Annotated in this window: 17 protein-coding genes; 10 read left to right on the top strand and 7 right to left on the bottom strand. The window is 46.5% G+C overall.

Annotated features, from left to right (window positions below; genetic code table 11):
• Positions 1-70: 70 nt before the first annotated feature.
• The 8 genes from AC58P7_RS23930 to AC58P7_RS23895 all read left to right on the top strand — a co-directional run bounded on the left by AC58P7_RS23930 (position 71) and on the right by AC58P7_RS23895 (position 6546).
• Positions 71-1426 carry a glucose-6-phosphate isomerase gene (locus tag AC58P7_RS23930; protein WP_497347368.1) on the top strand — a complete coding sequence of 452 codons (1356 nt, stop codon included), beginning with the start codon at positions 71-73 and terminating at the stop codon, positions 1424-1426.
• A 165-nt stretch (positions 1427-1591) separates the two neighbouring features.
• Entirely contained in the window at positions 1592-2233 is a 642-nt protein-coding gene (locus AC58P7_RS23925) for a YigZ family protein (protein ID WP_497347524.1), read from the top strand.
• Positions 2234-2299: 66 nt separating this feature from the next.
• Entirely contained in the window at positions 2300-2956 is a 657-nt protein-coding gene (locus AC58P7_RS23920; protein WP_497347366.1) for a TetR/AcrR family transcriptional regulator, read from the top strand.
• Positions 2957-3081: 125 nt separating this feature from the next.
• Complete coding sequence (locus AC58P7_RS23915) at positions 3082-3306, top strand: DUF1128 domain-containing protein (protein WP_497347364.1); 225 nt, start codon at positions 3082-3084, stop codon at positions 3304-3306.
• Between the two features lie 403 nt (positions 3307-3709).
• Complete coding sequence (locus AC58P7_RS23910; protein WP_497347362.1) at positions 3710-5257, top strand: FAD-dependent oxidoreductase; 1548 nt, start codon at positions 3710-3712, stop codon at positions 5255-5257.
• 261 nt (positions 5258-5518) lie between these two features.
• The gene (locus tag AC58P7_RS23905) at positions 5519-5851 is read left to right on the top strand and encodes a hypothetical protein (RefSeq protein ID WP_497347360.1); all 333 of its coding nucleotides are present in this window, start codon (positions 5519-5521) and stop codon (positions 5849-5851) included.
• A gap of 171 nt (positions 5852-6022) precedes the next feature.
• Positions 6023-6265 carry a spore germination protein gene (locus AC58P7_RS23900; protein ID WP_497347358.1) on the top strand — a complete coding sequence of 81 codons (243 nt, stop codon included), beginning with the start codon at positions 6023-6025 and terminating at the stop codon, positions 6263-6265.
• 20 nt (positions 6266-6285) lie between these two features.
• Positions 6286-6546, top strand: coding sequence for a hypothetical protein (locus AC58P7_RS23895; RefSeq protein ID WP_497347356.1), 261 nt, complete (start codon positions 6286-6288; stop codon positions 6544-6546).
• A gap of 20 nt (positions 6547-6566) precedes the next feature.
• Here AC58P7_RS23895 and AC58P7_RS23890 read toward each other — a convergent pair whose 3' ends face one another.
• From AC58P7_RS23890 to AC58P7_RS23860, 7 genes are all read right to left on the bottom strand, one after another.
• Complete coding sequence (locus AC58P7_RS23890; protein WP_497347354.1) at positions 6567-6935, bottom strand: hypothetical protein; 369 nt, start codon at positions 6933-6935, stop codon at positions 6567-6569.
• 10 nt (positions 6936-6945) lie between these two features.
• Positions 6946-7368, bottom strand: coding sequence for a hypothetical protein (locus AC58P7_RS23885; RefSeq protein ID WP_497347352.1), 423 nt, complete (start codon positions 7366-7368; stop codon positions 6946-6948).
• Positions 7369-7452: 84 nt separating this feature from the next.
• A complete protein-coding gene (locus AC58P7_RS23880) occupies positions 7453-7716 on the bottom strand; it encodes a hypothetical protein (RefSeq protein ID WP_497347350.1) in 264 nt (87 codons plus the stop codon).
• 103 nt (positions 7717-7819) lie between these two features.
• Positions 7820-8263: an Hsp20/alpha crystallin family protein gene (locus AC58P7_RS23875; RefSeq protein ID WP_497347348.1), complete on the bottom strand. Its 444-nt coding sequence runs from the start codon at positions 8261-8263 to the stop codon at positions 7820-7822.
• Between the two features lie 108 nt (positions 8264-8371).
• Positions 8372-8665 carry an alpha/beta-type small acid-soluble spore protein gene (locus tag AC58P7_RS23870; protein WP_497347346.1) on the bottom strand — a complete coding sequence of 98 codons (294 nt, stop codon included), beginning with the start codon at positions 8663-8665 and terminating at the stop codon, positions 8372-8374.
• Between the two features lie 20 nt (positions 8666-8685).
• Entirely contained in the window at positions 8686-9132 is a 447-nt protein-coding gene (locus tag AC58P7_RS23865) for a GtrA family protein (protein ID WP_497347344.1), read from the bottom strand.
• A gap of 4 nt (positions 9133-9136) precedes the next feature.
• Positions 9137-10147, bottom strand: coding sequence for a glycosyltransferase family 2 protein (locus AC58P7_RS23860; RefSeq protein WP_497347342.1), 1011 nt, complete (start codon positions 10145-10147; stop codon positions 9137-9139).
• Positions 10148-10547: 400 nt separating this feature from the next.
• On the opposite strand from AC58P7_RS23860, the gene AC58P7_RS23855 reads away from it, so the two are divergent.
• Together AC58P7_RS23855 and AC58P7_RS23850 are read left to right on the top strand one after the other, a co-directional pair.
• Positions 10548-11396 carry an AraC family transcriptional regulator gene (locus AC58P7_RS23855; RefSeq protein WP_497347340.1) on the top strand — a complete coding sequence of 283 codons (849 nt, stop codon included), beginning with the start codon at positions 10548-10550 and terminating at the stop codon, positions 11394-11396.
• Positions 11397-11438: 42 nt separating this feature from the next.
• On the top strand, positions 11439-11801 hold the full coding sequence (locus AC58P7_RS23850) for a VOC family protein (protein WP_497347338.1): 363 nt from the start codon (positions 11439-11441) through the stop codon (positions 11799-11801).
• Positions 11802-11853 lie beyond the last annotated feature (52 nt).

Genomic DNA, 11853 nt, shown 5'->3' with positions numbered 1-11853 from the left:
CTCACTTGCTTTTGGACAAGCAAATAAGTATGCTAGGAAAAGGTAAAAAATAGAGATGGAGGCGAACCTAGTGAGTAAAAAATTACAATTTGATTACAGCAAGGCATTATCCTTTTTATCCCAACATGAGGTCGATTATTTGGCGGCTCAAGTCGAGCTAGCCCATGATCAGCTGCATAACAAGACGGGTGCAGGATCTGATTATTTAGGCTGGGTGGATCTTCCAGAAAACTACAACCGTGAAGAGTTTGCCCGCATTCAAGCATCCGCGAAGCAAATTCAATCCGACTCCGACGCGCTTGTCGTCATCGGTATTGGTGGTTCTTATTTAGGAGCACGCGCTGCCCTTGAGATGCTGTCTCATTCTTTTTATAACATTTTACCAAAAGATAAACGTAAAACGCCTGAGATTTATTTCGTGGGAAATAATATCTCCTCGACATATGTGACACATTTGCTTCAATTGCTTGAAGGAAAAGACTTCTCCGTGAACGTGATTTCCAAATCCGGTACGACAACGGAGCCAGCGATTGCTTTCCGTATTTTCCGCGAATTGTTGGAGAAGAAATACGGTAAGGAAGCCGCTCGCAAACGGATCTACGCAACAACGGATCAAGAGAAGGGCGCTCTCAAAACACTGGCAACAGCAGAAGGCTACGAGACATTCGTCATTCCCGATGATGTTGGTGGACGTTACTCCGTGCTTACAGCGGTTGGATTGCTTCCAATTGCGACAGCAGGCATTGACGTTGAAGCGATTATGAAAGGTGCGGCAGATGCTCAGCAAGAATTCTCCAATCCGAAGCTCAGCGAAAATCAGGCCTACCAATACGCAGCTGTACGTAACTCCCTGTATCGCAAAGGGAAAACGATCGAAATTCTAGTGAACTATGAGCCTTCCCTGCACTTCGTTTCGGAGTGGTGGAAGCAATTGTTTGGGGAGAGCGAAGGCAAGGATTACAAAGGGATTTACCCGGCTTCCGTAGACTTCTCGACGGATCTTCACTCCATGGGGCAATTCGTTCAAGATGGTAACCGGATTTTGTTTGAGACTGTTATCCAAGTTGACCAAGTGGCAGATCATATCACCATCGGTACAGATGCTGATGATTTGGATGGTCTGAATTTCCTTAGCGGCAAAACGATGGATTTCGTCAACAAGAAGGCTTTCCAAGGCACGATGCTTGCGCACACAGACGGTCAAGTACCGAACCTGATCGTAACTTTGCCGGATATGACACCTTACTCTTTCGGATATATGGTCTACTTCTTTGAAAAAGCATGCGGCATCAGCGGCTATTTGATGGGTGTGAATCCTTTCGATCAACCGGGTGTTGAAGCGTATAAAAAGAACATGTTTGCGCTATTAGGCAAGCCTGGCTATGAGAAAGAAAAAGCGGAGCTTGAGGCTCGCTTGCAGCAATAATTTCCAATACACCTTTAAAACGATCAATCCTATCGGATAGGTCGTTTTTTTGCACCTTTTTTTCCATTATTTATGTGGTAAATTTTCTTTCTATATTGTCGAAGTCAAATGTTGTGTGTAGAATATAGGGAAACAGTTGTTTCCTTCTACCGAGAAAGGTTGGCTATGCTAGCACATTATCGCACAATCCATTCCTATGGCTCGTCTGAGATTATCATCAAGAAGTCACGTTTCATCGGTCATGCTAAACCTGTAGAGTCAGAAGAAGAAGCAATCCAGTTTATTGAAGCGATCAAGAAAGAACACAGGTCGGCTACGCATAATTGCAGTGCGTATGTCATTGGTGAGCGGGATCAAATCCAGAAGCAATCCGATGATGGAGAACCCAGCGGTACCGCAGGGAAGCCGATACTGGAAGTGATGAAGCATCAAGGGCTCAAGAATACCGTTGTCGTGGTTACTCGTTATTTTGGTGGCATCATGCTGGGGGCTGGTGGACTCATTCGTGCATATACGGATGGCGCCGTAGCAGGCATAGAAGCAGGAAAGCCGATTTATAAAGTAAATCATCAGCTCGTGCTGATTGAAGTCGATTATACATGGTATGGCAAGCTGGAAAATGAACTGAGAAATCAAAGAATGAGGCTAGGGGAGATACAGTTTACGGATAAAGTGACCGTTCCTTGTTATCCTTTGGCTGCTGATGCGGAAGCATTCATGAATTGGGCAACTGATGTTACACAAGGTCAAAGCTTGATCATCGCGGGTGAGAATGAATACATCGTTCACGAGAACTTGCCTGAATAGGCAAGCAGCTCCATCCAGAAGACACTAAACTAATTTCATATGAGCTGAGGATGCGGAGGGATAGGAATGGCTAGGAAAGCAGTCGCGCAAGAGCTTAGCAGAGAACGAATTCTTACAGAGGCGCGGGAATTATTCGCTACTTTTGGCTATCGCGCTTTAACGATGCGAAGCATTGCTAAAGCAATGGGGTACAGTCATGGTGCGTTATATTACCATTTTAATGAGAAAGCTGAATTATTTTATGCACTAATTAAAGATGATTTCGCCTTACTGCTGCAACGCCAGCGGGAAATGATTGTTCGTGAGCATGGGTTTAGCGTGAATTTGCTTCAAAAGTTAATGATGGAATTCGTATGGTTTGGTTTAAACAATCCGAATCACTACGAAATGATGTTTATGATTAACGAGCCAGAACTACAGCAGTACTCGCGTACCGAACAAGCTCAGTGCTTGGATATGTTTGCCATTGTGATTCGTGAAGTCATGGCAGATCAGCCTGGAGCTGAGAGTCGGAAGTTTACACTCCCGTGGAATTTGTTTATGTCTTTACATGGCTTTATCTCCTATTGTATTCAGTTTAAGCTATCCTACGAGGATGCACGCAAATTGGCTGACGAGCATATTCGCCTTATCTGTGTTAGTTTGGATGTGGATTCGGCCCAATTACAGCGTCCGCTAGTCAAAATGGTTGGGCCGAATGTACTGAAATCAATCGTCATATAAGAAAAATGAAGGAAGCGAGACAATCTGTCTCTGCTTCCTTTTTCGTACTTGAGACAAACTGTATTTTACAATACCATGCCTGTGCTTTAAAATGGTGGAAAGACACCGAGGGAAGGATGATTGCGATGGATTTGAATATATGGTCGGAAGAGAACGTTGAATTTATGTTTGAAGGCATTACGAGAAAGCTGCGCATGGCAACAGGAGGATCCATTAAAGCCTCCAACGTGAAAGAAGAGATGTACGAGGATTTGAAGGATCTTTATGATATGGTCACGAGCAAGGATCGATTCAGCATTAGTGAGATTGATGCGATTACGACTGAGCTTGGGAAAATTCGTAAAGCATAAGGCACGCGTACTCCCTAAATAAGAAATGCCGCTGTTTCTGACCTGGTGTCGGAATGGCGGCTTTTTTTCGTACCAAATACACCTGATGCCACAAGCGGGGCTGGCTGGGCACATAGTATGCGATTCTGATACTGCAATTTCCAGCGGCTCTCACTAATTTTTGACAGCAAGCTCCAATCGCCAATCTTGCGTGGGTAATAGCTGCCTTTAATGCAGCGCTCCCCACAACTTCATGGTTAGGCAGCATTACGATCACACACTCCTATTATTAAGTTTGTGTTATTACTATTACCTCCATCATATTAGAGCGTACGTTCTGTTTCGAGGAGTGTCTGCTCCCCATACATACAATCACCTCATTAGGGACAAAATAGGGAAAAAATGGACAGAGGGGAACGTTACATTGACTCAAAACAAAGAGGCTTCTACCGTTACTTTACCGCAATTCCCACAATCATTCTGGCTCGACTCGGTGGAGAAGATCCCACAGTTTCCAACCCTGACAGCTGATCTGAAGACTGATGTAGTCATCATTGGTGCAGGTATTACAGGGATTACCACAGCGTATCTACTCGCAAAACGAGGCGTGAAAGTCGTTGTCCTGAATGCAGGACGCATCCTAGAAGGAACGACAGGGCACACCACGGCTAAAGTGACTGTCCAGCATGGACTGATTTATCATGAATTTCTTTCCCATTTTGGAGAAGAGAAGACTCGCCTCTATTATGAGGCAAATCACGAAGCGCTGATGCTCGTCAAACAAACGGTTAATGAGCTAGGCATCGAGTGTCAATTTACCGAAGAAGATGCTTATCTATATACGAGTGATGATGCGTATTTAAATCAATTACAAGACGAATATTTGGCTTATGGGAAGCTGAACATTCCTGGTGATTATCTGGAATCAAACCCTCTGCCTTTCGCGACGAAAGCAGCCATCAGAATGAAGGCGCAGGCCAGATTCAATCCCGTGCCCTATCTAATCCGACTCATTCAGGAGATTACTCAGATGGGTGGGCAAATTTTCGAAGGAACAACGGTCGTAGGTGCAACCCATGAGAAGCCGTCCACTATCAAAACAAAGCAAGGGCATCAGGTCACTTGCAATCATGTTGTCATAGCATCACATTACCCGTTCAACGACATCAAGGGCGCCTACTTCACACGCCTCCATGCGGAGAAGTCTTATGTGATCGCTGCGCGCACCGAAAAACCATTTCCTGGGGGAATGTACATTAACGTTGAACAGCCAACTCGATCGCTCCGATCAGTGCTCATTGCTGGGGAACCAGCGGTTCTTATTGGCGGTGAGGGGCATAAGACTGGGCAGGGCATGTGTACCCATCAGCACTATGAGAATCTACAGAAGTTCGGAGAAGAGACATTCGGACTGAGGGAGATTCTGTATCGCTGGTCGGCGCAAGATGTGTTCACGTTAGATAAAATGCCCTATATTGGGCAGCAATTTTCCGATGCTCCTCATCTTCTCATGGCGACTGGGTATCGCAAATGGGGAATGACGACCAGCATGGTCGCGGCGATGCTGAATACGAAAATAATCTTAGGGGAGCAAAGCCCCTACGAAGAAGTATTCACACCGCATCGATTCCATGCCGATCCTAGCATCAAAACCTTCGTGATGCAGAACGCCAATGTGGCGAAGCACTTTGTAGCTGGGAAGTTTGATTTGCTGCACAAGCAGCCAGAAGAGCTGTCACCTGATGAGGGTTCTGTCGTCAGCGTGGCGGGTAAGAGAGCTGGCGCTTATCGTGAACCCAATGGGGAACTGCACGTGGTTGATACGACTTGTACCCATTTGGGGTGTGAGGTTGAGTGGAACGATGCGGAAAGAACATGGGATTGCCCTTGCCACGGATCTAGGTATTCCTATCAAGGCGACGTGATTGAAGGGCCAGCGAAGAAGGCACTTGCCAAGATTATTTTAAAGTAACAGCCCCGAGAGATATAAGTATTTTGAGCAAGTTGACAAGCCTCCATCTATACGAATTAGCATCTTCTTCATAGACGTTACTTTTCTTAATTTTGTTTAATCAGAACTGGCTGCAGAATGATAACCAACTCTGAGTCAACTGCCCCCTCAAGACATGAGCGTATTTTTGTATAAAAATGGACAGTTATCCATGCGATGTTCCCCTAATAGCCATACACTGTAGAGCAATGTATCTCTGTTGGCTGAAGGAGGTGGACGTTCGTGGCATCCAGAATTCGTAAAGAAGAAGTTCGTAAATTGATCGGAAAAGACATCTTTGCTCTTAAAAAAGATGGTACACAGGTAACTGGTAAATTAGTGCGGATCAGCGGTAACAAGTTGATTGTTGCTCCACAAAATGGCAAAAAAGTGCAAATCAAAGCGATTATCCCGTTGGTTTTATTTGATCTGTTAGCAATTGGCACATCACCTTTTGCCTTTGGTGGCTTTGGTGGTGGCTTTGGCCCTGGTTTTGGCCCTGGCTTTGGCGGTGGATTTGGCCCTGGCTTTGGCCCTGGCTTTGGCGGCTTCGGTGGTCCAGGACTTTGGTTCTGAGGATGATCGACATACAAGACTCTTTCCCTCTGGGGAAAGGGTTTTTTGTTGTTGATCACCAATCCGCACCAATTCGCCCCCCCCTGAATAGGCTAACATACAGGTTTACGGCAGAGACCCCGTGCTTAGGGGGAAATCGCTAGAACCAACCGCGGACAGGGAGTGAGCAGCATGCCGAGTTCCATCGTTTTTAACATGATTAATATTAATAATCAGAATACGAATGCAACTATCGGGATCGGAGAGAATGCACAATCCAGCTGGGATTCCCATAGCAAAAACAATTACGGTACAGGTGAATTCATTGGCAATTCGGTCACCTGCAATATCGTGAATTTCATCTATGATAATGACTTTATCGATGCACCGATTAATGATCAGGACTTTAAACCAGCCGTGACCAATCAAGCTTAGATGAAGGGTGGTTGTAAGTGATGCTGAATCTGCCCGGACCCTTAGACCCGCCTTTAATTCAATTTGATTCGATTCATGTTAATGCGATATCAGATGCTTCTGGTATATTCATTGGTACGAATGCCCAAGTGAATTGGTCAACAAGCGGTAAAAGCAATAGCGGCCTCGGCGAAGTGAGTGGTGAACATAATGTAGTGTGGAACAATATCAATACCGTTTACGATAACGACATTATCGACGCACCATATACCAAGGGAGATTTCATCATTGGCCGTGTTTGAAAAAAAGATCCGCAACAGCCTTAATCGGCCGTTTGCGGAGCTTTTGCCATTGCATCTGATGCTGAAGTCGATGCTGAAGTCGATGCGGCAGTCGGACCGGCTGTGAAACCAGATGTTTGCGCTTGTGCGGTAATCATCTCCTGCAGCCACTCTGGCGTTTCATTATCACCGACATTGAGCATGTCGAGGAAATCCGAATCGTTCAGCATGGAACGGGTACCGACCAACTGATTATGATCGCCTTCGACGGCGCCAAAGCCTTGAACCGTTTTTTGATTACTTTGAAAATCCGTCGGCCAATTGTTCCCCATATTGATGCAGGATGCACTTTCCACGGATCCAATTCGGATCGAACCGATAATAAAGGTTGGTGACATGAAAGAAGACACTATCATCACCTCATCTTTCCGCTTTAGGCTGGGGCGGTGTGTAGCGGTAGCCGGTAGAGGTTCGCTCAGGCCCTGCATCTGGTGGGACAGATGACGAATTCGACACACGGTCACTAGCTCCATCAGCCTTCGTTTCTTTGGTCACTTGTGCACGCTGAAAAGCCTTATCCACGGTGTCATCTTGCGATTTCGCATTAGGCTTAGCGCCGAAATTGTTCCCTAAATTCAACGAACCGCTCAGCTCCTTTATATCGAGATGATCCAGTCGGAAAGTCAGATTTTCTAGCACAGGTTGATGAACGTGAAGGTTATCGATATGAATGCGCGGATACTTGGCGGAATGGTCAGCCAGTTGTTCCTCAAGCCTACGCAGACGCTGTTCCAATAAGTGAATGGTTTGCGTTTGTGCGACAGACGATGCCTCGTTTCTCACTGAGGATGTGGGTTTGGGTGTAACTGCAGGTGATGGAGAAGGCTGCGGCGGCGATTTCCTTTTTTGAAACCACATAGGCAGTCTTCAGCTCTTTCGTGTATTCGGTATAACGTCAAACGTATCATTATCTAAGACCGTGTGCTTCCCGCCCATCACGACATTGTGATCACCTGTCAATTCACCGATTCCTTGATTCCTCTTAGCTGAATGCTTTCTACCGCTGATCCGATTCGTACCCTTGTTGACGCTAGCGTTTTCCGTTATGTCATCGATATGAATGGATTGAAATTGAATCCGAACCATCGCCATTCCCTCCAAATCCTCATTTTCGAAGTAGACTCCCTTCATTTATATGGGGACAAAGGCAGAATCATTTCTCTTTTTGCAAAACAAAAAGATCACCGTGGCTCCCCCCTGAAGCGGAGTCGGTAATCTTTGGTCAACCGTTGTTTCACGTGAACTGTATAGGGATGACTTTCTCGCCATCGGGAGGAGCAAGCGGAATGCGAATAATCAGCAAACCGTTATGATACTGCGCTCGCATCCCATCAGTCAAAGCCCTGCCAGGCAAGCGAATGGCTCGCTCAAATGTGCCAAAATATCGTTCGGACAGCCGCATCTGCTCATCACTGACCTGATACGGACGAACAAGCATCCCTCGGATTAGAAGGGACTGGTCGCGAAAAGAGAGCTGGATGTTCTCAGGAGACGACAGCCCTGGTACTTCAACCACCACAACGAGCTCCTGCGGCGTCTCATACATATCAACTCTAGGTCCGGTTAGCGGAATAATACTGGCAATGTCCTGCCAGAACTCGGGGCCCAGCACATCACCAGCTTGTGCCGACAGCCCCTTCCAATCGGGCTTTGACGAACGGTTGCCTGGAGGATTCATCTGCCATCATCACCTGACTTCACCATTAAAAGTAGGGCTGCAAGCAGCTTGCTACTAGTTTATGTGCATCAGCGGCGGATTATGGCTGACTCTTAGACTACCTTATTCTTACTGCTGTGGCGGTTGCTGCTTAGCCATCTGCTCCTGCGCCATGCGCACAAGTTCTCTCACCATGGCGCCGCCGATTGGACCGCCAACTCTGCCGGCGTCTTCGGAGCTGAGTTGCCCGTTGTAGCCTTGTTGCAAAGGAACGCCAAGGGTGCGGGCGACCTCGTATTTCACAAGATCAGGCCGCTCTGGATTGACGGCGTACCCTTGATTTTGCATGACATGAGCTTTGAGTAGCCCTAAGCCGTGTTCGGATCCGGGCACCATAGCCCGGTTTCTTCTTCTACGTGACATCGTCTATCACCTCTTAGGTGTTAGGATGCCCTGTCTCTTTTCGGATCATGAGTACGGAAGGTGAAATATTTATGCCCGACATAATTACCAATCGTGTACAAGCCATTTCCAACCAATATAGCGCCATTATGGAGCCAACCCGAGCTTGCATTCGTTAAATAAGAGCGGGCAGCTTCGGCCATGAGCCAGCTTGTCCCATAGGAAAAGCCGTAACAGATGATAATCACCAAAGCGAACTTCCACCAACTGCTTCCAAAGCTAGCACTCGAACGAAAGGTAAATGTGCGATTGAGCAGGTAACTCACCACAGCACCGATCGTATTACCCCCAAAGGTCGAAATCCAATAATTAAGATGACATATATTAAAAAGAGCAAAGCTGGCGGACAAACCGACCAGTGTATTCAACACACCTACAAGTAAAAAACGCGCGAAGCTGCCAGTTAACAAAGCTTTGATGGGACGCATTCGATTACCGCCTCACCGTGGCGGGGTAGTTGGCCGGCATCGTAATCGGTTCCAAATCGTGCGCATGCTCAGTCAATTCTTTTTCAATCACAAACAAAGGGCGCTGCTTCACTTCTTTATAAATCTTACCTATGTATTCGCCGATCAAACCGAGAGCAAGAAGCTGCACACCGCCAATGAACCAAACCGAGAGCACAAGTGATGTCCAACCCGTAACGTTGGCGCCTAGAACTTTGCCGATGATCGCATACAGAGCAGCAACGACACTAAGTGCGAAGAGAAAAAAGCCCATCACCGTGACGAAACGAATGGGAGTTACACTGAACGATGTGATACCGTCGAGGGCAAAAGCAAGCATTTTGCGCAGCGGATATTTGGATTCTCCAGCGAATCGTTCTTTACGGTCATAATAAACCTGTGTGGAGGGAAATCCTAGCAGAGGTACTAACCCCCGGAGGAATAAGTTAACCTCTTGAAATTTCTCCAAATTATCGAGGGCACGCTTGCTCATTAAGCGGAAATCCGCATGATTGTAATGTATTTTGACACCTAAGGATGTCATGAGTTTATAAAAGCCTTGCGCTGTTGCTCGCTTGAAGAATGTATCCGCTGAGCGATCCTGACGAATGCCGTAGACAATGTCGTAGCCTTCATGGAATTTAACGAGAAATTCACGAATGACCGCCGTATCATCCTGCAAATCAGCATCGATGGATACAACACAATCGGAGTATGTTTTCGCTTTCAGAAGCCCGGCAAGTAGGGCGCTTTGATGCCCAGCATTTTTCGCCAGCTTAAGCCCAGTGACGAAGGAATTGGATGCGTGAAAGCGTTCGATGAGCGACCAGGTTGCATCCTTGCTGCCATCATCTACAAACAATACCGTACTGTTAGATGCAACCAGCCCATCTGTAATCAGAGAATCTAACACTTCGCTGAGCTGAAATACCGTTTCCGGGAGTACCTCTTCTTCGTTATAACAAGGGACCACAATGGTCAAAATCGGTTTAGACACAATACCTCGTCTCCGTCCTAAATAGGTAGTAGATGCAATTTATAGGCTAAGACTTAATTATAGCTAAAAGGACTAGAAAAAGTAAGCGACCGGAACGGAAATCGTCCCAGCCGCTATCTATTACCAACCAAATCCGAAAGTGCTAAGAACGATAACCAAGAGGACGTATAGAACGAGGACTACAGCAGTGCTAGAATAAGGTACGCCAGTACCGCAACCACAACTCATGTCAATCCCTCCCTTCACAAAATTACTATATGTTACTCATCTAGAGGGTGTATGGATGAATGACCCTAGTGGGGAATAAATATTGGGCAACGTGTCCAATTGACGAGATCTGGAGTGGTGAATCCAATGTCTGAGAGCGTATAATGGTTGGCATAACGAGAAGATGGACCTTATGAAAAGGACGGAGGCAATCAAGCTCATGCGTTACGAGGAACGTCAGCCGGATGAGACATTACGGAGATATATCAAATGCTTCTGGTATTTGGAGCGGGATTACAGTGAGATAGGCGAGGGAGAAACCTTGTGGCCAGATGGCTGTCAAGAACTGATCTTTCATTTTGGAGCCGATTATTCGGCAGGTGGCGAGATCATGCCTAGGGCGTTTTTTATCGGTACGCTTTCACATTATCATCCGCTAACTGCAGAAGGGCGTATCCGTTTATTTGGTGTGAGATTACTGCCATGGGGATTACGTGCATTCAAGGAGATGGATAATCGTGTGCTCAAGGACAAGTTCCTTCCACTCTCTAACTTATTTCCCGAACATGAACTCGCGGCGCTAGTTCTGAAGCTGGCAGAAGCTGATTTGGATGAGGGGGTCGCCTTGCTGACCGCCTTTATGTATCGTCATTTTGAACCCGAAACCAAGCACGCAGCGATGATTGATATATTGTCCAAGCTATACCGAACACCGATGGAGCAAGATGTTCCCATCAGCGTAGCCGAGAGTGGTTACTCGCAGCGGCAATTTGAGCGGATTTGTTCGGAGCTTGTTGGTATGTCACCTAAACAATTAAATTCGGTATCCCGATTTAATTTGGCCAGGCTTCAAATCTTCTTCAATCCGACGGTGGACATTCCAAGTTGTATGGTCCAGTTCGGATACTATGATTATGCGCATTTTTCCAAGGAATTTAAGAGATGCCTTGGCATCACACCGACAGAATATAAGAAGTGGTTATTGCGATTTGCGGAAAATAGGAAGCAATCGAAGCTGAGTAAGACGAGGGATGAAGTGTGATGCTATGATACTGGTGTGAGACAAGTTGAGGAGGAAATAGTTATGATTCAGAAAATAGCGACAGTTGCGATTTACGTGGAGGATCAGCAGAAAGCCAAAGCATTTTGGACAGAAAAGGTCGGGTTCGAAGTCGTTCGCGAAACGCCGATGGGACCAAACGCGTTCTGGCTAGAGGTAGCGCCCAAGGGAGCGCAATCCGCACTGGTCATCTATCCGAAGAGTATGATGTCAAACTACGCCGAGTTGAAACCCTCGATCGTTTTTGTAACAGAAACCATTAAAGAAACGTATGAGAGCATGAAGGCGAATGGTGTTGAGTTCGAGGGAGAGCTGTCGGAGATGCAGTGGGGAACCTTTGCTGCATTCAAAGATGAGGATGGGCATTCGTTTCTATTGAAGGGGTAGGTTAAACGCAGGCACTCACATGGGAACGCTTCAAAATCGACTAATTCTATGG

The organism is Paenibacillus sp. J22FR5 (assembly GCF_059691975.1).
The sequence above is the reverse complement of the archived record's forward strand: the minus strand, read 5'-3'. Positions and strand labels throughout refer to the sequence as shown.

What these genes read in the sequence shown, in the direction of transcription:
- AC58P7_RS23925 (WP_497347524.1), top strand. Translation starts at nt 1,592, where the DNA reads ATGCTAGCACATTATCGCACAATCCATTCCTATGGCTCGTCTGAGATT.
- AC58P7_RS23920 (WP_497347366.1), top strand. Translation starts at nt 2,300, where the DNA reads ATGGCTAGGAAAGCAGTCGCGCAAGAGCTTAGCAGAGAACGAATTCTT.
- AC58P7_RS23915 (WP_497347364.1), top strand. Translation starts at nt 3,082, where the DNA reads ATGGATTTGAATATATGGTCGGAAGAGAACGTTGAATTTATGTTTGAA.
- AC58P7_RS23900 (WP_497347358.1), top strand. Translation starts at nt 6,023, where the DNA reads ATGCCGAGTTCCATCGTTTTTAACATGATTAATATTAATAATCAGAAT.
- AC58P7_RS23895 (WP_497347356.1), top strand. Translation starts at nt 6,286, where the DNA reads ATGCTGAATCTGCCCGGACCCTTAGACCCGCCTTTAATTCAATTTGAT.
- AC58P7_RS23880 (WP_497347350.1), bottom strand. Translation starts at nt 7,716, where the DNA reads ATGAAGGGAGTCTACTTCGAAAATGAGGATTTGGAGGGAATGGCGATG.
- AC58P7_RS23875 (WP_497347348.1), bottom strand. Translation starts at nt 8,263, where the DNA reads ATGAATCCTCCAGGCAACCGTTCGTCAAAGCCCGATTGGAAGGGGCTG.
- AC58P7_RS23870 (WP_497347346.1), bottom strand. Translation starts at nt 8,665, where the DNA reads ATGTCACGTAGAAGAAGAAACCGGGCTATGGTGCCCGGATCCGAACAC.
- AC58P7_RS23865 (WP_497347344.1), bottom strand. Translation starts at nt 9,132, where the DNA reads ATGCGTCCCATCAAAGCTTTGTTAACTGGCAGCTTCGCGCGTTTTTTA.
- AC58P7_RS23855 (WP_497347340.1), top strand. Translation starts at nt 10,548, where the DNA reads ATGAAAAGGACGGAGGCAATCAAGCTCATGCGTTACGAGGAACGTCAG.
- AC58P7_RS23850 (WP_497347338.1), top strand. Translation starts at nt 11,439, where the DNA reads ATGATTCAGAAAATAGCGACAGTTGCGATTTACGTGGAGGATCAGCAG.